The 19,546-nt window shown below is 60.1% G+C and carries 20 protein-coding genes and 1 tRNA gene; 13 read left to right on the top strand and 8 right to left on the bottom strand.

The genetic code is table 11. From position 1 onward, the window contains the following. Positions 1-211 precede the first annotated feature (211 nt). The 4 genes from mnmA (at position 212) to J5J09_RS19435 (ending at position 4,081) form a co-directional block, all read left to right on the top strand. Positions 212-1,408 (top strand): tRNA 2-thiouridine(34) synthase MnmA, encoded by a 1,197-nt coding sequence (gene mnmA / locus J5J09_RS19450; protein ID WP_208554449.1) that lies wholly within the window; start codon positions 212-214, stop codon positions 1,406-1,408. 169 nt (positions 1,409-1,577) lie between these two features. Beyond that, positions 1,578-1,654, top strand: a tRNA-Met gene (locus tag J5J09_RS19445). A gap of 178 nt (positions 1,655-1,832) precedes the next feature. Further along, a complete protein-coding gene (locus tag J5J09_RS19440; RefSeq protein WP_208553885.1) occupies positions 1,833-2,414 on the top strand; it encodes an alpha-ketoglutarate-dependent dioxygenase AlkB in 582 nt (193 codons plus the stop codon). A gap of 140 nt (positions 2,415-2,554) precedes the next feature. Further along, a complete protein-coding gene (locus tag J5J09_RS19435) occupies positions 2,555-4,081 on the top strand; it encodes an endo alpha-1,4 polygalactosaminidase (protein WP_208553884.1) in 1,527 nt (508 codons plus the stop codon). 79 nt (positions 4,082-4,160) lie between these two features. Here the strand turns inward: J5J09_RS19435 and J5J09_RS19430 are convergent, their stop codons facing one another. Then, positions 4,161-4,553: a PRC-barrel domain-containing protein gene (locus J5J09_RS19430; protein WP_208553883.1), complete on the bottom strand. Its 393-nt coding sequence runs from the start codon at positions 4,551-4,553 to the stop codon at positions 4,161-4,163. A gap of 532 nt (positions 4,554-5,085) precedes the next feature. Between J5J09_RS19430 and J5J09_RS19425 the strand changes: the two genes are divergently transcribed. Further along, entirely contained in the window at positions 5,086-6,042 is a 957-nt protein-coding gene (locus tag J5J09_RS19425) for a rhizobiocin (protein ID WP_208553882.1), read from the top strand. Positions 6,043-6,239: 197 nt separating this feature from the next. Next, positions 6,240-6,815 carry a transglycosylase SLT domain-containing protein gene (locus J5J09_RS19420; RefSeq protein ID WP_208553881.1) on the top strand — a complete coding sequence of 192 codons (576 nt, stop codon included), beginning with the start codon at positions 6,240-6,242 and terminating at the stop codon, positions 6,813-6,815. Between the two features lie 52 nt (positions 6,816-6,867). Here J5J09_RS19420 and J5J09_RS19415 read toward each other — a convergent pair whose 3' ends face one another. The 7 genes from J5J09_RS19415 to J5J09_RS19385 form a co-directional block, all read right to left on the bottom strand. Next, positions 6,868-7,851: a Tim44 domain-containing protein gene (locus J5J09_RS19415; RefSeq protein ID WP_208553880.1), complete on the bottom strand. Its 984-nt coding sequence runs from the start codon at positions 7,849-7,851 to the stop codon at positions 6,868-6,870. Between the two features lie 226 nt (positions 7,852-8,077). Further along, entirely contained in the window at positions 8,078-9,082 is a 1,005-nt protein-coding gene (cydB, locus tag J5J09_RS19410) for a cytochrome d ubiquinol oxidase subunit II (protein ID WP_208553879.1), read from the bottom strand. Next, positions 9,072-10,481 (bottom strand): cytochrome ubiquinol oxidase subunit I, encoded by a 1,410-nt coding sequence (locus J5J09_RS19405; protein ID WP_208553878.1) that lies wholly within the window; start codon positions 10,479-10,481, stop codon positions 9,072-9,074. The genes cydB and J5J09_RS19405 overlap by 11 nt, the downstream gene beginning before the upstream one ends. Before the next feature lie 202 nt (positions 10,482-10,683). Next, positions 10,684-12,279 (bottom strand): phosphoglycerate dehydrogenase, encoded by a 1,596-nt coding sequence (gene serA, locus J5J09_RS19400; protein ID WP_208553877.1) that lies wholly within the window; start codon positions 12,277-12,279, stop codon positions 10,684-10,686. A gap of 88 nt (positions 12,280-12,367) precedes the next feature. Further along, entirely contained in the window at positions 12,368-13,546 is a 1,179-nt protein-coding gene (locus J5J09_RS19395; protein WP_208553876.1) for a phosphoserine transaminase, read from the bottom strand. Positions 13,547-13,759: 213 nt separating this feature from the next. Continuing rightward, positions 13,760-14,590 (bottom strand): outer membrane protein, encoded by an 831-nt coding sequence (locus tag J5J09_RS19390; protein WP_208553875.1) that lies wholly within the window; start codon positions 14,588-14,590, stop codon positions 13,760-13,762. 169 nt (positions 14,591-14,759) lie between these two features. Further along, positions 14,760-15,758 (bottom strand): LLM class flavin-dependent oxidoreductase, encoded by a 999-nt coding sequence (locus tag J5J09_RS19385; RefSeq protein WP_208553874.1) that lies wholly within the window; start codon positions 15,756-15,758, stop codon positions 14,760-14,762. 159 nt (positions 15,759-15,917) lie between these two features. Here J5J09_RS19385 and ruvC point away from each other — a divergent pair, with 159 nt between their 5' ends. The 7 genes from ruvC to ruvB are packed head-to-tail and all read left to right on the top strand — an operon-like array spanning position 15,918 to position 19,546. Then, positions 15,918-16,430, top strand: a complete 513-nt coding sequence (ruvC, locus tag J5J09_RS19380) for a crossover junction endodeoxyribonuclease RuvC (RefSeq protein ID WP_208553873.1) — start codon at positions 15,918-15,920, stop codon at positions 16,428-16,430. Positions 16,431-16,486: 56 nt separating this feature from the next. Continuing rightward, entirely contained in the window at positions 16,487-16,735 is a 249-nt protein-coding gene (locus J5J09_RS19375; RefSeq protein ID WP_208553872.1) for an AbrB/MazE/SpoVT family DNA-binding domain-containing protein, read from the top strand. A gap of 4 nt (positions 16,736-16,739) precedes the next feature. Then, entirely contained in the window at positions 16,740-17,156 is a 417-nt protein-coding gene (locus J5J09_RS19370; protein WP_208553871.1) for a type II toxin-antitoxin system VapC family toxin, read from the top strand. A 21-nt stretch (positions 17,157-17,177) separates the two neighbouring features. After that, positions 17,178-17,795: a Holliday junction branch migration protein RuvA gene (ruvA, locus tag J5J09_RS19365; protein WP_208553870.1), complete on the top strand. Its 618-nt coding sequence runs from the start codon at positions 17,178-17,180 to the stop codon at positions 17,793-17,795. Positions 17,796-17,851: 56 nt separating this feature from the next. After that, the gene (locus tag J5J09_RS19360; protein WP_208553869.1) at positions 17,852-18,142 is read left to right on the top strand and encodes an AbrB/MazE/SpoVT family DNA-binding domain-containing protein; all 291 of its coding nucleotides are present in this window, start codon (positions 17,852-17,854) and stop codon (positions 18,140-18,142) included. Then, positions 18,111-18,509 (top strand): type II toxin-antitoxin system VapC family toxin, encoded by a 399-nt coding sequence (locus J5J09_RS19355; RefSeq protein ID WP_208553868.1) that lies wholly within the window; start codon positions 18,111-18,113, stop codon positions 18,507-18,509. Before J5J09_RS19360 ends, J5J09_RS19355 begins: the two co-directional genes overlap by 32 nt. After that, on the top strand, positions 18,506-19,546 hold the full coding sequence (ruvB, locus tag J5J09_RS19350) for a Holliday junction branch migration DNA helicase RuvB (protein ID WP_208553867.1): 1,041 nt from the start codon (positions 18,506-18,508) through the stop codon (positions 19,544-19,546). Before J5J09_RS19355 ends, ruvB begins: the two co-directional genes overlap by 4 nt.

Here is a 19,546-nt window from a genome sequence, read left to right as displayed (position 1 = left end):
GCGGATGTTGAAGGAAGCGGCTTGGTGAAACAGCCCTCAAGCCAACCATCGCAACTGGCTGCGGGCCCTTCCAAACACCCCTCCCCTTGCGTGCAAGCCCAATCCTTTCTATATCCGTCAACATTCAAAGGGGCGGAACAGTGCCCCAGCGCTTGACCGCCTTCCCGTCGATGACCGAACGGCCGCAACGCGCCCAGAAGAGACGATGCCCGTGAACACGCTGGATTTCGACAAGAGACCCGAGGATACCCGCGTTGTCGTCGCCATGTCCGGCGGCGTCGATTCATCCGTCGTGGCCGGGTTGCTGAAGCGCGAAGGCTATGACGTTCTCGGCATCACGCTACAGCTCTACGACCACGGCGCCGCCGTTCACCGCGCAGGCTCCTGCTGCGCCGGACAGGATATCGACGACGCCCGCCGGGTCTGCGAAACGCTCGGCATCCCGCATTACGTGCTCGACTACGAACAGCGTTTCCGCGACACGGTGATCAACCCGTTCATGGAAAGCTATATCGCCGGCGAAACGCCGATCCCGTGCGTGGCCTGCAACCAGACGGTCAAGTTCGCCGATCTGCTGGCGACGGCGAAGGAACTCGGCGCCGACGCGCTGGCGACAGGCCACTACATCCGCTCGAAATCCGTGCCGCTCGCCAACGATCCCGGCCACCGCGCCCTGTTCCGCCCGATCGACAGCGAGCGGGACCAGAGCTACTTCCTGTTCGCCACCACGCAGGAACAGATCGACTATCTGCGCTTTCCGCTCGGCGGCATGTCGAAGGCGGAGGTGCGCGCCCTTGCCGAAGAGATGGGCCTCGTCGTCGCCCAGAAGGCCGACAGCCAGGACATCTGTTTCGTGCCGCAGGGCAAGTATGCCGACATCATCACGAAGCTGAAGCCGGAATCAGCGCTCGGCGGCGATATCGTGCATCTCGACGGACGCGTGCTCGGCCACCACGAGGGCATCCTCCATTACACGATCGGCCAACGGAAGGGCTTGGGCGTCGCCACGGGCGAACCGCTCTACGTCGTCTATCTCGACGCCCGCTCCAAGCGCGTCATCGTCGGCCCCAAAGAAGCGTTAGAAACACATCGTATCTATCTGCGCGACGTCAACTGGCTGGGTGATCTGACGGTGGCCGAAGAAGCCGCCGACGGCTTTGCCTGCTACGCCAAGGTACGTTCCACCCGCCCGCCGACCCCCGCGACGCTGAATGCCGACGAAAAGGGTATCTACGTCGATCTCGCCATCGGTGAAGCCGGTGTCGCCGCCGGTCAGGCCTGCGTCATCTATTCCGCCCCGGGCGCCGACGCGCGCGTCTATGGCGGCGGCTTCATCGAACGCTCGGAGCGCGCTGCGGACGCGGAAGCCGCGCTGAAGACCCTGCTCGCAAGTCCCGTCGCCGCCTGACCGCGGCGGCGCCCTAAGCCTTGCGTCGGCAAGGCAAAAATCCGGTTTCGCACTGCGCTTTTCTTTTTGCGAGACCGCGCTTGACAGTCCGCCCCGCCCCGACCTATAAGCCGCTCAACCTGACGGCTGGACGCTTTCAAAGCACTATCAAATCCCGGTCGCCGAACCCGGCGGAGTAGCTCAGTAGGTTAGAGCAGAGGAATCATAATCCTTGTGTCGGGGGTTCGAATCCCTCCTCCGCTACCAAAACTCCTCAACAAATTCAGTACCAAACTTGACACGTCTGGCGGCTGCTGCTGGACTTGGGCGGCGCATTGACGCCGCGTAAAATCAAGCATCCGATCAAAGCAGTGGCGGTTCTGGAATTTTGCCGCTTTCGGCGTCACTCTGTGAGAGACTGATCTTTCGCGCAGGACCGTCCGATATGATTACTCCCGACACCCTCCCCCTCGGCGCCGCCTACCTGCCCGGTTTCCTCTCGTCGCAAGACGAAGCTGCTCTCGTCACCAACCTTGACGCTCTGCCATGGAGCGAGGAGCTCAAACGCCGCGTCCAACACTTCGGCTATCGCTACGATTATCGCGCCCGCATGGTCACGCCAGACGTACGGCTCGGAGACCTTCCCGACTGGCTGCTCGTCCTGGGTGAGAGGCTGCGGGCAGCCGGATGTCTGGCCGCGATGCCGGACCAGGTCATTGCTAACGAGTACCGTCCCGGACAAGGGATCAGCGCCCACGTCGACTGCGTGCCCTGTTTCGGTGAGATCATCGTGTCGGTAAGCCTGCTCTCGCCATGCGTCATGATCTTCAGGAAAAAGGCGGATGGTGACCGGCGATCAATCCTTCTGGAGCCACGTTCGGCGCTCGTCATGAGCGGCGAGGCGCGCTACGACTGGACTCACGAGATACCCGCCCGTCGCAGCGACACGATCGGCGGTGCGCCGCTCGCCCGGACGCGGCGGATTTCCTTGACCCTCCGAACCGTGCTTCTTGACCGTCAAGCATGACGGAACGACACAAACGATTTGAATTCTAGCTCGCGTTTTAATCATCGCGACATTCTTACCCACTAGCGTGCACGTCGAAGACGGCCGCGACCTTTGAGATCATCAGGACGGCCACGGACGGATGACAAGGAAATAGCGAAATGGTCAAGTTCAAGACGTCGTCCGGAACGGTGACCGTCGACAATTGGGGCTACGAACTGCAGGGCTCCAATGGCAACCCGGTGAATGTCGGGCTGCTGGCTTCCGCGACCCATGACCTTCTCGTCATCGACCAGTCACGCGACGGCACCAATGCCAACCGCTTCAGCGCCGGCGACATCGCCCGCATGAAGGACGGCATGGGCGGGCGCTCGGTCGTCGTCTCCTATGTCTCGATCGGGGAAGCGTCGGAGTTTCGGGATTACTGGCACAAGAACTGGACGACGACAGGCGAGGCGGACGGGAAACTCACCGCGCGAGCGCCAGACTGGCTGGGCCCGGTCAATCCGGACTGGCCGGAGAGCCGCAAGGTTCGCTACTGGGACAAGGACTGGCAGGACATCATCTTTAACGACAGCAAGACCGGCGAGATCGATGCGATCGTCCGGGCCGGCTTCGACGCTGCCTATCTCGACATCGTCGACGGCTACTATTTCTGGGGCGAGGAGATCGCCGACAAGCTGAAAGAGACGGGCGACCCCGCCAATGTCAAGCAGGCTGCCCAGCGCATGGTCGACTTCATCGTCGCGCTCACCGACCATGCCCGCGAGACCAATCCGGACTTCTTCGTCATCCCGCAAAACGGCGCCTGGATCCTCAACGACCTCGGAAGCGATACGGCACGCAAGCGCGCCTATCTCGACGCCATCGGCGGCATCGCGGTCGAGGATCTGTATTTCCGCGGCGATGCCAACGAAAACAACCCGCTTAATCCGGACGAGGAGACGATCGCGGTTTTAAAACGCGATTTCCTTGACAAGGGCATCCCCGTCTTCGTCGTCGACTACATCAACGGCGGCTCGCGGCTTGAGAAATTCTACAAGCTGGCGATCGAGGACGGCTTCATTCCGTTCGCCGCGCCGGATCGCGCGCTTGACCAACTGGTCGGGACTTATGACGGCGACCCGGCCTATATCCGTCCGACCTCCGGCGCCAACACCCTGCGCGGCTCCAACTTGGCCGACACCATTGATGGCCTCGGTGGCAATGACCGGATTTCCGGTCGCAATGGTAACGACACTCTCAAGGGAGGAACGGGCAACGACACGCTGTTCGGCGGCGGCGGCGCCGACAAAATCTGGGGCGGCAGTGGCAATGACGTCATTCAGGGCGGACATGGCGCGGATCGGCTCAGCGGCGGCACCGGACAGGACAGGTTCGTCTTTAAATCAGTGGCCGAAACGACGTTCGCATCAGCCGGCCGCGATACCATTCTCGATTTCAGCCGCGCGCAGCACGACAAAATCGATCTGTCCGCCATCGATGCGAATACGACGAAGGGCGGAAATCAGTCGTTCACGTTCATCGGCAGCCATGGGTTTCACGGCAAAGCGGGTGAACTGCGCTTCCAGAAAATCTCCGGCGACACACACATTCTCGCGGATGTGAACGGCGACGGTCGGGCCGACCTCGCAGTGGTTCTGAAAGACCTGCTGCTTACGCTCTCAAAAACGGACTTTATCCTGTGATGGATCGAAGCCTGCGAACCTGCGCATAAAAGACGGGGCCCCGCCGTGCGGGGCCCCGATCGCTAATCAGGTATACAACTTACATAACGTAGGGCGGGATGCCGTAGTATTGCTCGACGCGACCTTCGCCGGAGCGATACCAGCTCTCGTCGTCGGCATCCGCGTAGCGCGGCGCCTTCTCGATTTCTTCCTTGGTCATGTCGATCCGGTAGCCGTCTAGCTCCTCATCATAGTTGAGCTTAGCCCAAGGCAGCGGATAATAATCATCGCCGATGCCGAGAAAGCCGCCGAAGCTCAAAACCGCGAAGGCAACACGGCCGCCGCGCTTTTCCAAAAGTACGCGCTGGATAGAGCCGATCCGGTTGCCATCGATGCCGTACACCGCGGTGCCTTCCACCTTGTCGCTGGCAATCAGGGTCGCCGTGTCCTTGGCATAAGGATCCTGATTCTTGCCGGGTTCATGGTGCAACATCTCTATCTCCTCTTTCCGTGTTGAAGGTGCCGGAAAAACGCGACCTGCCGGGGTTTGTTCCGGTACGGCAGGCGACAGACTGGTGCGGTACGACCCGATGGCAGCCGATGCGTGAGACATCCCAACGCCAATTGTCCGCTCGCTCCCGATCGTCAAACCGATGGACGAATGAAAAAACTACCAGGCGTTGCAGATCTATCCTCAATACGAAACATTGCAGAAAACTTCATCAATTGCACCTTATCCAGGCAATGATGCCGAAGTTTTTATCAAGCCGCGAGAAAGAACGGTGAGTTCCCGTCCTGTATAAACGCTTTATGACAGACTGATGTCTGTATTTCATGCACATCGCATTATAGATGTTCATTTCATTTACAATCTATAAATGTTTCATCCCAATTTTGGTCAGTAAAAATTTCGTTTCAACATTGCTTAAACATAGACTCAAAAATATAAGCTGAGCGTTGATAGCCCTCCGCAGTACGCATGGGAAACGCGGCGGGCGATTTTAACGCAACCCAAGGGGGCATTCATGTCTTTGACAGTCACGTTCGGAAACGGCGGTGCATCGACCGTACTCGATCTACAGGACACTGTGGATCAAGCAGCCTATAAGCTGCTCAATAGCGACACGACGCAGGAAAAGAACGTCTCCAGTGACGGCGGCCTCCTGACTTCGCAGAGTGTCAGCGTTGCATCCGCCGGCACGTCCGGTTCCGGAGCGGGCGGCACCGTTGAAATCGTCTACGACTCCGGCGCCAACGAATTCAACTTCGATGTGGCAACTGCCTGGAATTCAGTAAAAAACGTGCTCGCGGTGTCGGAAAGCTCGGATAACGTCGTCTTCAAGGATTTCGTCCATGTCGACGTGTATCTCGGCGGCACCGGCAATTCGACCGTCAACGTACTGAACGCCAAGCGTGGCAACATCGAGACCGGCGATGGCAACGACACGGTCAATCTTTCGCTCGTGTCGAATGACAGCGGCTGGGTCAACAAGTTCAACATCAGCACCGGCGCTGGCAATGACACGATCACCCTGCTTCAGGGCAATGCGCTGAGCACAATTGGGGGCGTGGTCGCCGCCGGCGCTGTCAACGGTGGCAACGGCATCGTCGACGGCAGCATGACGACCGTCGTGATCGACGCCGGCCTCGGCAACGACACGATCGATCTGAGTGCGGTTAATCTGAAGTCCTCAGTCGTTACCGGCGGCAAGGGCATCGATACCATGTTCGCAAGCAGCGGCGCCGACACCTTCGTCTTCAAGCTCGGCGACATGGCCAAGTCTTTCGTGACCGATTCCATCACGGGCTTCGATATCGCGGAGGACAAGCTGGATCTTGTCGGGACGATCAGCGACTGGACGGTCACCAACCTCGGGGGCGCCACCCTGCTGACGTACAACGGCAGCATAGCCGCACATGTCGGCGAGAAAATCCTTGTAGATGGTGTCAATCTGACCGGCAGCACCGACTGGTTTATCTGATACGCATCCGATATCGGAACATCTGAAGATCGGAGGGGACGGGAGACCCCGGCCCCTCTTCTTCTTCGCGAACCCTGAAGCCACGCACCGCCTGGAGCAGCATCACGTTAACCTTAGCAGGCCGCCTGGTTAACCAAGTCTCAAAACCTTCCGTTAAAGTTTAAGCAATAAACTTCTCGTTAACGAAAGGTTTTGCGATGCGTAGCGTAATTGTCGTAGCCCTCCTGCTCAGCGTTGCAGGTTGCGCCTCCCCGCCAAAACAGACCCGCAATGCGTGCGCGATCTTCGAGCAGCGTGACGGGCTGTTCAACAACTGGCGGCGAGCGGCTGAAAAGACGGAACGGGAATACGGCGTGCCGGTGCCGATCCTCATGGCGACGATCTATACGGAATCAGGTTTCCGCCACAACGCCAAGCCGCCGCGCAAGAAGCTGCTGGGCTTCATCCCCTGGAAGCGCGCCTCCACCGCCTACGGCTACTCCCAAGCGCTCGACGGCACCTGGGATTCCTATCAGAAGCAGACGGGTCGCTGGGGAGCGCGGCGAACCAATTTTGCGGACGCGGTGCAGTTCATCGGCTGGTACCACCAGCAGAGCCACATCAAGAACGGCATCGCCTACAACGACCCGTACAATCTTTATCTGGCCTATCATTCGGGACATGTCGGCTATTCACGTGGCGCCTATCGCGGCCGACCGGAAGCGTTGAGGGGCGCAAAACGCTTCACCGACATCACCTACACCTATGCAAGACAGTTGCGGGATTGTCCGTAACCGCAAGCAAAAGCGCGTGAAAAGGCCACCCGGAGGTGGCCTTTTTTGTTTGTCATCCTTGGTCGTCGGCAGACTGTATCGCAGCGATCTGCCAGTCGGTCCCGTGCCGTCTAACGAAGGTCCAGATTTCCACCGACTCGCCGACATCGTCCGGATCGCCGCTGACGACATGGCCACTGGTACGGTCGACCATATAGTCGATGCTCTCGTATCGCATCGCCACCGTCGCGTACTCGACCGCGCCTTCGGCCCAGGCCTCGGCGATGTCGCCCTGCACGAGGTGGACGTCTCGGACCACATTCTTCAGCCCGCGCGTGGCATTGTCACCCAGTTCCTCCGCGAGATAGGACATGGCTTCCGGAGTCGAAATCCGACGCAGCGCCGCATAGTCTTCAGCGGCATAGGCCGTCTGCATCTGCTTCAGCAGTCCCTCGAACTTGTCCAGATCGGCTTGTCCCACCCCGATCTCGTCGGCGTTTTCCGGTGCGCGGGGCCGACCGAGCCCGCCACCGAGACGCGGGATCTCGAAGCTGGGTTTGCCTTCACCACCGGCCATCGAAGATCGCGCTATGCCAGCGCCCGGACCGGCATAGGCCGGTTGCCGAGTGCCGAACGCGCGCATCGCCCAGCGGATAAGGAAGAAGATCAGCAGGCCCTGAAGCAGTAGGCCCAGGAAGCCGAAACCGCCGCCGAAGCCGGTGCCCATCAGCATGCCGAAGAGACCGCCGAGCAGAAGCCCACCCATCAAGCCGCCGGCCAGCCCCCCGAACATGCCGCCAGTGTTGCGGCCGGCCTGGGTTTGGTTCTGCGTTGCCGCCGGGCGCGTGGCCTGGGTCTGCGGCGTCATGCTGCGCTCGATCGGAGCGGCCGTTGTCGGAGCCGTCCGCGTCGTCGGCGGTGCGGAATAGGTACGCGTACCACGGCTACCGAAGCCGCTGAAGCCACCGGCCCGCCGTGCTTCGGCAAAGTCCACAGCGACCAGCATGGTCGCGAATCCGATGGCCATGACCGCAAAGAGTTTTCCGTAGCGTCTCATCGAAAGTCCTGTTCCTCCACTATTACCGCACGTTGCGATAAGCCTCATATGGCGATGGCTCGCGCAGAATTGAAGTGAGAAAACGCGTCACCGGATCACAATCGCGCCATCCGTCACGCGCCAAGCCAGACCTTGATGACCATCGCGACCGCGCCAACCGTCAGGACCCCGGCAAGCCACAGGCCAATGAACCAGGCAATCCGCGTGAGTGTCGAACCAGCCGCCATCAGTGGTAGCCCTCGCCCGGTCTGATCTTGCCGCGAAACACCCAGTAGGCATAAGCGGTGTAACCGAGGATCATGGGTAGCAACACCACGGCCCCGATGAGAAGGAAAGCCAGGCTCTCGGGAGGCGCGGCGGCATCCCAGATCGTCACTGATGTGGGAACGATATACGGATAAAAGCTGATCCCGATACCCGCATAGCCCAGCACGAAAAGACCGAGCGAAGCGACGAAGGGTCGTGAATCGTGCCCATCCTTGAGCCCCTTGATGATGAGCGACAGGCTGAAAAGCACAAGCGCGGGAACGACGAAGGAAAAGATGACCGTCGGAAAGCTGAACCAGCGCTCAAGGTAGAGCGGCTTGAGCCAGGGGGTCCAGAGGCTGAAAACAGCCATAGCTCCCACTGTTGCGAAGGCCAGCAAACGCGCGTAGCGCCGCGCCGTTCCGGCGAGCTCCCCCTCCGTCTTCATCACCAGCCATGTTGCCCCGAGCAGCCCATAGCCGATCACAAGTGCCACACCTGTGGCAAGGCTGAACGGCGTCAGCCAGTCCCACCAGCCGCCGGCATAGGCCCGGTTCTCGACAGGTATGCCCTGCACCAGAGCGCCAAGCGCCACACCCTGGGCAAACGTTGCAACGATCGATCCGCCGGCGAAGGCCCAGTCCCAGAGAAACTCGGCCCGCCGCGTCCGCCAGCGGTATTCGAAGGCAACACCACGAAAGATAAGGCCGAGCAACATGGCGATCAGGGGCGCGTAGAGGGCCGGCAGGATCGTCGCATAGGCGAGCGGGAAGACGGCCAGCAAGCCGCCGCCGCCGAGCACCAGCCATGTCTCGTTGCCGTCCCATACAGGCGCAACGGAGTTCATCATCTGATCCCGCTCGGGCTTCTCCGGGAACAACGGAAACAGGATACCGACGCCGAGATCGAAGCCGTCGAGAATGACGTAGGCAAGCACCGCGAAGGCGATGAGGCCCGCCCAGATAAATGCAAGGTCAATGGCCATGTTTGCCTCCATGCTCGGTCTGCGCGGCGGGCGTCGTGCCGGACGCACGTATCGGACCCAGCCCGAGATCCGGTTCGGGATCGCGCGGCAGGCGGGCCATAAGCCGCAGGATATAGAAAGTGCCCGCGCCGAAGACGAGGAAGTAGACGAGGACAAATGCGACCAGCGAACTACCGACAGCCTCGGCGGAAATCGGCGACAGCGAATCGGCCGTCAGCAGATGACCGTAGACCGTATACGGCTGGCGACCGACCTCGGTTGTAATCCAGCCGGCGAGCACGGCAATGAAGCCCGCAGGTCCCATTGTCAGAGCAGCACGATGCAGCCAGTCCGATGTCAGCAGCGTCCCGCTGAATCGACACCAGAGGCTCCAGAGGCCAATCCCCAGCATCAGGAAGCCTAAGCCAACCATGATCCGGAACGACCAGAAAACGATCTCCACCGGCGGCTCCAGTTCGTCCGGAATCGTGTCCAGTCCGTCCATCGGGGCATTCAGGTCGTGCTTAAGGATCAGGCTCGAAAGCTTGGGAACCTCGACAGCGTAGTGGACCCGCTTCTCGTCGTGATCCGGAATGCCGAACAGGATCAGCGGCGCGCCCTCGGGATGGCTGTCGAAATGCCCCTCCATCGCCATCACTTTTGCCGGCTGATGCTCCAGCGTGTTGAGACCGTGGAAGTCACCGGCGGCGATCTGGAGTGGCGTAACAATGGCCGCCATCCACATCGCCATGGAAAACATCGTGCCCGCGCGCCGGTGCGCGGTGCCCTTCAGGAGATGGTAGGCTCCGACGGCGCCGACGACGAAGGCCGTCGTCAGATAGGCAGCGAGAACCATGTGAACGAGGCGGTAAGGAAAGGACGGAGTGAAGACGACAGCCCACCAGTCCGTCGGCACGAACTGCCCCACATCATTCATCGCAAAGCCGGCCGGTGTTTGCATCCACGAGTTTACCGCCAGGATCCAGGTGGCCGAAATGAGCGTGCCAAGGGCGACCATCGACGTCGCCAGATAGTGCAGCGCCGGCCCTACCCTCTCCCGCCCGAACAGCATGACGCCCAGGAAGCCAGCTTCGAGGAAAAAAGCCGTCAGCACCTCATAGCCCATCAACGGCCCGATGACCGGCCCGGCCTTATCGGAGAAGACGCTCCAGTTCGTGCCGAACTGGTAGGACATTACGATCCCCGACACGACGCCCATGCCGAACGCCACGGCGAAAATCGTCTTCCAGAAATCGAAGAGTTCCAGGTAGACCCGATCCTTCTTCCACAACCACAGGCCCTCGAGGACGAAAAGATAGCTGGCAAGACCGATCGAGAACGCCGGAAATATGATGTGGAAGGAAACCGTGAACGCAAACTGGATGCGCGCCAGCAGCTCTGCGTCGAAATTCTCGAACATCGTTCGAAGCCCTTTCTTCCTCCCGAGGTGACAAGCATCACCTATAGTGTCTCAGGCCGGAAGCAATGCGACAACCCGCCATGCGTCAGTTCAACGCATATTACTTTCTATATATAAAAGCAGTCCAATCGAGTTATGGCTTTAAACCAAAACGACGCGGGTTGGGTCCCGCGCCGTTCAAAATTTCATGTCTGGCCGTCGATCAATCGACGTTGAAGACCAGCGGCTTGGCCTGCTTGATGGCCGGGTTGGCAGTCAACTGGTCGAGCACGGCCTGATCGACCGGACCGTCGACGTAGAGCAGCGCGATGGCGTCGCCACCTTCCTTGTCGCGACCGAGCTGGAAGTTCGCGATATTGACCTTTGCATTGCCGAGCGTAGAGCCCATGAAGCCGATCATGCCGGGAACGTCGGTGTTCGAAATGTAGATCATGTTCGGACCGACATCGGCATCCATGTTGATGCCCTTGATCTGGATGAAGCGCGGCTTGCCGTCGGAGAAGACGGTGCCGGCGACCGAACGGGTCTGCTTTTCCGTGACGACGGTGAGCTTGATGTAACCGTCATAGACGCCGGTCTTGTCGCGCTTCACTTCCGAAACGATGATGCCCTTTTCCTTGACCATGATCGGAGCCGACACCATGTTGACATCGGCGACCAGCGGGCGAATGAGACCGGCGAGCAGTGCCGAGGTCAGTGCCTTGGTATTCATGCCGGCGGTCACGCCGTCATAAAGGATCTCGATTTCCTTGATCGGGTTCTCGGTCATCTGACCGGCAAACGAACCAAGCACGTCGGCGAGGCGGATGAACGGCTTCAGGATCGGCGCTTCCTCGGCCGTGATCGAAGGCATGTTGATCGCGTTGGAAACGGCACCCTTGATGAGGTAGTCCGACATCTGCTCGGCGACCTGCAGGGCGACATTCTCCTGGGCTTCCGTGGTCGACGCGCCGAGATGCGGCGTGCAGACCACGTTCGGCAGGCCGAAGAGCGGGCTTTCGGTTGCGGGCTCGACTTCGAAGACGTCGAAGCCGGCACCGGCGACATGGCCGGACTTGATGGCTTCAGCAAGCGCTGCCTCGTCGACCAGGCCGCCACGAGCGCAGTTGATGATGCGGACGCCCGGCTTGGTCTTGGCGATGTTTTCCTTGCCGAGAATGCCGCGGGTCTTGTCGGTCATCGGCACATGCAGGGTTATAAAGTCGGCGCGCGGCAAAAGTTCGTCCAGCTCGACCTTCTCGACGCCCATTTCCTGGGCCCGTTCGGCCGAGAGGAAGGGGTCATAGGCGATGACAGACATGCCGAGGCCGATCGCCTTCTTGCAGACGATACCACCGATATTCCCGGCACCGATGACGCCGAGCGTCTTGCCGGTGATTTCGACGCCCATGAACTTCGACTTCTCCCACTTGCCGGCCTGGGTCGAGGCATCGGCCTGCGGCAGCTGGCGGGCAACGGCAAACATCAGGGCAATGGCGTGCTCGGCCGTCGTGATCGAATTGCCGAAGGGCGTGTTCATCACGATGATGCCGCGCTTGGAAGCGGCCGGGATATCGACATTGTCGACGCCGATGCCGGCGCGGCCGATGACCTTGAGGTTGGTCGCAGCGGCGATCAGCTTTTCCGTCGCCTTGGTGGCCGAGCGGATGGCCAGCCCATCATAGTTGCCGATGATCTCGGCGAGCTTTTCCTTGTCCTTGCCGAGCTTCGGCTGGAAGTCCACTTCAACGCCGCGATCACGGAAGATCTGGACGGCGGTTTCCGAAAGTTCGTCGGATACGAGAACGCGAGGTGCCATGACGAGGCCTCCTTGAGAGAGTTCGTTTGAATGAGATGATGAGAATTGCGTGGCTCCGCCGGTCAGGCGGAGCCGAAATCGGCTAGGATCAGGCAGCAGCCTTGGCGAGAGACGCCTTCTGCGTCTCATAGGCAAACGAGAGCCACGGCATCAGCGCTTCCATGTCGGCAGTCTCGATCGTGGCGCCAGCCCAGATGCGGAGACCGGCCGGCGCATCGCGGTAAGCGCCGATGTCATAGGCGACACCCTGCTTTTCGAGAAGGCTGGCAATGCCCTTGGCGAAGGCCGCCTGGGCATCAGCATCGAGTGCGGTCACTTCAGGATCGACAATCTTGACGCAGACCGAGGTGTTCGAACGCGTCGCGTCGTCAACCGCCAGATTGGCGATCCAGTCGTTCTTCTCGATAAAGTCGAAGATCACCTTGGCATTGGCATCGGCACGCGCAATCAGGGCTTCGAGGCCACCGATCGACTTTGCCCACTTCAGCGCATCGACATAGTCCTCGACGCAGAGCATCGACGGCGTGTTGATGGTTTCACCGACGAAGATGCCCTCAATCAGCTTGCCGCCGGAGGTCATGCGGAAGATCTTCGGCAGCGGCCAGGCCGGCACATAGGTGGTCAGGCGCTCGACGGCACGCGGGGAAAGAATGATCACGCCGTGACCGCCCTCGCCGCCCAGAACCTTCTGCCAGGAGAAGGTGGTGACATCGAGCTTGGAGAAGTCGAGGTCCTGCGCGAAGGCGGCAGACGTTGCGTCGCAGATGGTCAGACCCTTGCGATCGGCCGGAATGAAATCGGCATTCGGAACGCGGACGCCCGAGGTGGTGCCGTTCCAGGTGAAGACGACGTCGCGGTCGAAATCGACCTGCGCCAAGTCCGGAAGAAGGCCGTAGTCGGCATTGAACTTGCGGACATCGGCGAGCTTCAGCTGCTTCACCACATCAGTGACCCAGCCGGCGCCGAAGCTTTCCCAGGAGAGCATGTCCACGCCGCGCTCGCCGAGCAGCGACCACATGGCCATTTCGACGGCGCCCGTGTCGGAGGCCGGAACGATGCCGATGCGGTAGTCAGCGGGAACGTTGAGAATTTCGCGGGTGAGGTCGATGGCCAGCTTCAGTTTCTCCTTGCCGACCCTGGCGCGGTGCGAACGACCGAGCGGGGCATCGGAGAGAGCTTCAAGCGACCAACCGGGACGCTTCGAGCAGGGGCCAGAAGAAAAATGCGTGTTCGCCGGACGCGCGGCGGGGGCGACGATATCAGCCATATGTATACCCTTCCAGGTAATTAGCCTCTCGTTGGGGAGAGGTGTCCCGCCGTCGTCATTATGCCTGTTGCGCCCCCCGGTCAAGACGCCTTTGTCGCTTGGAGAAAGATTTTTGGCGCTCCGGAACGATGCCTCTAACTCCCAGGCTTCCCGTCCCCGGAACGCAGAAAGGCCGCCCCTGAGGACGGCCTTTCTGCGTTCCGGTATGAAAGATCACTTGTAGACGATCGGCTCCGGCGGCGGATCGTAAGCGATCGGCTGGCTGCAGTCGTCGAAGACATAGCGGGCGCCGGCGCGGACTTCATGCGTGTAGAAGCCCTTGTCATAACCGGGGCCGCCGCTTGCGGCATAGCCGAACATATCGCCGGCAAGGGTATGGCGGAAGCGGTAGCCGACGTCAGCCTTCCAGTTGCAGGTGACATTGATGGTCGCGCCAGCCATCAACTGATATGCGAAGCGCCACTTGCCCGCACCGCCGTGTGAGAACTCGTCATCGCAACCGCCGCCGTCGTCCTGGCAGGCCGTGTTCCGCAGCTTATCCCACTTGACGTAGGAGCCGCCGATACCGCCGCCCACGTAGGGGGTGATCATCCCGTAGGTGCCGATGTCGACATAGGCGTTTGCCATGAGCGTATAGGCTCGCATCGACGACACATCCGACGAAGTGCAAGGCTCAAGCGGGAAGCCGCAGGAACCGACGGTCGATCCCTTGAAATCGCTCTTGAACATGTGGTCGAAGGTCAGATCGCCGCGCAGGTAGTTATTGACCTGGTAGCCGACACCGACGCCGAGCGTGAAGCTGTTCTTCAGCTTGGCGGTTTCGAAATCCACCATGTTGGAGTTGTCGCCCTGAAAGTATTCGGCGCCGCGCATCTTGTTGATCGCGTAACCTACGTCACCGCGCAGGTACCAGCCTGAGGCTTCCGAAACCTGAACTTCCGGAGCGCTGTAAATCGGCTCGGGCTGGGGCTGGTACACATCTGCAGCATATGCGGCGGTGCTGGCCATCAATACGGCTGCTGCACCAAGAAGGCTCATCTTCATCGCTCGAACTCCAATATCCACGCTGATCTCCAGCGGCCCAGACGGGCTCCATCCAATGATCTGCGATGGATAATGAAGCGAAAAGGTTAAGGTGCGATTAACTACGAATGTTTACTATAAATTGCACAAAGACGATATGTCCTGTTGCCGGGACCCAGCATCAAATACTTCATGCCGCCGCTCTCATCTCGCCGAGACCCGCGAAGAGCTCCACCGAATGCAGCCGGGCCCCGATATCGTAGATCGGCATGGAGACGATCAACTCGTCCGCGGCTGTTTCCGACAGGAAATCCCGAAGCTGAGCACTTGCGGTCGAAGGCGATCCGACGACGGCGTAGCGCAATGTATGCTCGACGCCCATCCGCTCCATGTCGGACCACATGTCATCCATGCTATCGACAGGTTTCGGGAACGGACGGCGGACATTGCGACGGAGGTTGATGAACTGCTGCTGCGCCGAAGTAAACAGCTTTTGCGCTTCCGCGTCGGTATCGGCCACGGCGCCCATCACGCCGACCATGACGTAGGGCGCCTTGAGGTGGCTCGAGGGCTGGAACCGTTCGCGATAGATTGCGATGGCTTCGAGAAGCTGATCAGGCGCAAAATGCGACGCGAAGGCGTAGGGAAGTCCGAGAGCGGCGGCGAGATGCGCACTGTAGAGGCTCGATCCCAACAACCAGATGGGCACGTCACTGCCCGTTCCGGGATAGGCAAGGATCGCTTCGTCTCCGGCGGAAGCCCCCAGCAGGCGCTGCAGCTCCAGGATATCATGAGGAAAGCTTTCCGCCCCCGCCTCGAGGTTCCGCCGTAACGCGCGGGCCGTTCGCATGTCGGTTCCCGGCGCGCGACCGAGGCCGAGATCGACACGGCCGGGGAAAAGCGCCTCCAGCGTTCCAAACTGCTCCGCAATGACGAGCGGTGAGTGATTGGGAAGCATGACACCGCCAGATCCGATCCGTATTTTCTTCGTCGCAGCACCGACGTGGCCGATCACCACCGCCGTTGCCGCGCTCGCAATGCCGGGCATGCCATGATGCTCCGCCAGCCAAAAGCGGTTATATCCAAAACGCTCCGCCTGGATCGCCATCCGCCGGCTGGCGTCCAGAGCGTCGGATACCGTCTCGCCTTCGCAGATAGGGGACAGGTCGAGTATCGAAAATGGAATCATGACTAATGCCTGCGCTCAGATTGTTCTATCGTACAACATATATGGGAAGCCGGTCGATCGGATGCAAACAGGGACTGCTGTCCCGCATAGATTCAGAATGTTTTTGTTTTGTTCACATTCCGCTGGCAGGGTCCGCCTCCGACAGACTAGGATTGGCGCATGCATCAGACGATTCGCATCATCGGGATAGACCCTGGCCTTCGCCGTTGCGGCTGGGGCGTCATCGAAACGCTCGGCAATTCCCTGCGCTTCGTTGCGTCCGGCACCGTAACCTCTGACGGCGACATGGATCTCGCATCCCGTCTCTGCCAGTTGCATGACGGATTGGCTGACGTGATCCACACCTACAAACCCGATGAAGCGGCGGTCGAGCAGACTTTCGTCAACAAGGACGCGGTCGCCACCCTGAAGCTCGGACAGGCGCGCGGCATCGCCATGCTGGTCCCTGCCCGCGCTGGTCTGCCTGTATCGGAATACGCGCCTAACGCGGTTAAGAAGTCGGTCATCGGCGTTGGTCATGGCGAGAAACAGCAGATCCACATGATGCTGAAAATCCTGATGCCCAAGGCCGAATTCAAGGGAAATGACGCGGCCGACGCGCTTGCCATCGCCATCTGTCATGCCCACAACCGGGGCGGTGACAGGATGCGCAAGGTGCTCGCCAGCGCCTGATTTGTTCTTGACTTGTTCCGGAACAGGCGATAAGTAATACTCTGGAGGTATTACTTATGCGCATCACCGAAAAAGGCCAGGTTACGATTCCGAAGAATGTCCGTGTCAATCTGGGCATTGAGGTCGGGACTGATGTGGAATTTGTATTGCGCGAGGGAGAAGCGGTACTGCGCGTTATCAAACCTGTGCGCGGCGAAGCCGAACGGGAAGTCCAGGTTCTTGTGGATCACCTGCGGCGTCATCAGGGCTCAATGTCCCTCGGAGATATGAGCGGCGATGAATTCTATCGCTTGCTGAGAGACTGACAAAATGACGACCCTTGTCGATACGAACGTCCTCATTGATGTCTTTCACACTCCTAACGACTTTACCGACTGGTCCGTAACACGGCTCGCCGAGGCGCGGACGGAGGGCGTTCTGGTCATCAATCCGTTGATCTATGCGGAAATGGCGGCAGGTTACGCGACGAGCAATGAATTGGAGGCTGCTCTTGCGCCTACCCTGTTCCGACGGGAATTTCTTCCCTGGGAGGCTGCATTCGCGGCAGGTCACGCTTTCTTGCAATATCGCCGCGCTGGCGGGGACAAGCGGTCTCCGCTACCCGATTTCTACATTGGGGCACACGCAATGGTCAGAGGCCACAGGCTGATGACCCGTGATAGCGCAAGGTATCGCGCCTATTTCCCACTTCTCTCGATTATCTCTCCCGAAACTCATCCCCTCTAACGCTTTAGGCTCGGACATCCTATGATCGGAAAACTGAAGGGCACCATCGAGGAAATCGGCGACGACTATGTTCTCGTTGACGTGCATGGTGTCTGTTACGAGGCCTTCTGCTCGTCCCGAACTCTCGGAAAACTTGGCTCCCCAGGAGAGGCGGTCGTACTGTTCATCGAGACCTATGTGCGGGAGGACCAGTTGAAGCTGTTCGGCTTCCTCACCGCCCTGGAACGGGAGTGGTTCAACCTGCTGCAGAGCGTGCAAGGCGTCGGCGCCAAGGTCGCGCTTGCGGTCCTGTCCACCCTCACCCCTTCCGAGCTCGCAAATGCGATCGCGCTGCAGGACAAGACGTCCGTCTCCCGTGCCCCTGGGGTCGGCCCGAAGGTCGCGGTACGCATCGTCACCGAACTCAAGAACAAGGCCCCCGCTTTCGCCGGGGAAGCTAGCGCCAATATCGGCTTGAAACAGGAACTTGGCGAAGGCGTCGCCTCCGCCCCGGTCGCCGATGCGGTCTCGGCGCTGACAAATCTCGGCTACTCTCGCGACCAGGCGGCCAACGCGGTTGCGGCGGCCTTAAAGAACGCGGGTGACAGTGCGGACAGTGCGAAACTGATACGGCTGGGTCTGAAGGAATTGGCTCGATGACGTCCTTGAAGAGCGACCGGTTCCTTACTAATATGCAAAAAGTAAGGAGCGACGCGATGGGCAATTTCGATAGCACGCTGACGTCAAAAGGGCAGACGACAATACCTGTTGAAGTTCGCGACCGCCTGAAGCTCAAGCCGGGCGACAAGATTCGATACGTTTTCCAGGGTGATCGAGTCTATTTGAGAGTGAAGAACCGGGACGCTTTGGAGTTGGCGGGGTTCTTGCACGATCCAAATCGCAAACCGCTGACGGTCGAGGATATGGATCAAGCCATAGCCGAACAGGTCGCGGACGAAGATCGGAGGATCGCCGATGATTGGGATCGACACCAACGTTCTTCTTAGATTCCTGCTCGCCGACGATGCGCAGCAATTCGAAGCTGTGAAGAATTTTGTGTCCGCTCGTTCTCTTGAAGATCCTGCCTTTGTCTCGCTATTCGTTGTCGCGGAAACGTCATGGGTATTGAAGCGCCGTTACGGCTTCACCAATACCTCAATTGCTACGGCCTTGCGGCGGCTCCTTCCGGCGGAACAGTTTCTTTTCGAGGATGAGGATTTTCTCGACAGTCTCTTTGAGGATGAGCAGGCTTCGGTGAACAATCTATCGGATTGCCTGGTCGCCCATATGGCACGGCGAGCAGGCTGCCTCACGACGTTCACCTTCGATAAACGCGCCGCCTCCCGGGTGCCGGGTATGGAACTTCTCGTATGAATACCACCAATCCGATCCTCTCGCCGGAAAAGAAGGGCGAAGACCTCGACGCCGCGCTGCGTCCGCAGTCGCTCGACGAATTTACAGGCCAGGCGGAAGCGCGAGCGAACCTCAAGATCTTCATCGAGGCGGCCAAGAACCGCGGCGAGGCGCTGGATCACGTGCTGTTCGTCGGCCCGCCGGGGCTGGGCAAGACCACACTTGCCCAGATCATGGCGAAGGAGCTCGGGGTGAATTTCCGCTCGACCTCCGGCCCTGTCATCGCCAAGGCGGGCGACCTTGCCGCGTTGTTGACGAACCTGGAAGAGCGCGATGTTCTGTTCATCGATGAAATCCATCGCCTTAATCCGGCAGTGGAGGAAATTCTCTATCCCGCGATGGAAGACTTTCAGCTCGACCTGATCATCGGCGAAGGCCCTGCCGCCCGGTCGGTGAAAATAGACCTGTCGAAGTTCACCCTTGTGGCGGCCACCACGCGCCTCGGCCTTCTGACCACGCCCCTGCGCGACCGTTTCGGCATCCCGGTGCGCCTGAATTTCTACACGGTCGAGGAACTGGAATCGATCGTCCGCCGCGGCGCACGGCTGATGGGCCTGCCGATGACGGAAGAAGGATCGCGGGAAATCGCCCGCCGTGCTCGCGGCACGCCCCGCATCGCCGGACGCCTGCTGCGCCGCGTTCGCGACTTCGCCGAGGTCGCCCGGGCAGAAGCGGTGACGCGGGAAATTGCCGACGAGGCGCTGACACGGCTTAACGTCGACAATATGGGCCTTGACCAGCTGGACAACCGCTACCTCTCGATGATCGCGATGAACTTCGGCGGTGGCCCGGTCGGCATCGAGACGATCGCCGCCGGTCTTTCCGAACCGCGCGATGCGATCGAGGACATCATCGAGCCCTACATGATCCAGCAGGGTTTCATCCAGCGCACGCCGCGCGGCCGCGTCCTGACCGGTACAGCATGGAAACACCTCGGCATGCAGCCGCCGAAGGACCTGGAAGCCGCCCAGTTCCGGCTGACGCTCGAGGACGAATGA

Source organism: Ciceribacter sp. L1K22, from assembly GCF_017599385.1.
Taxonomy (GTDB): Bacteria; Pseudomonadota; Alphaproteobacteria; order Rhizobiales; family Rhizobiaceae; genus Allorhizobium.
Note: the sequence above shows the minus strand (reverse complement) of the source record. Positions and strands in the feature narration are given on the sequence as shown.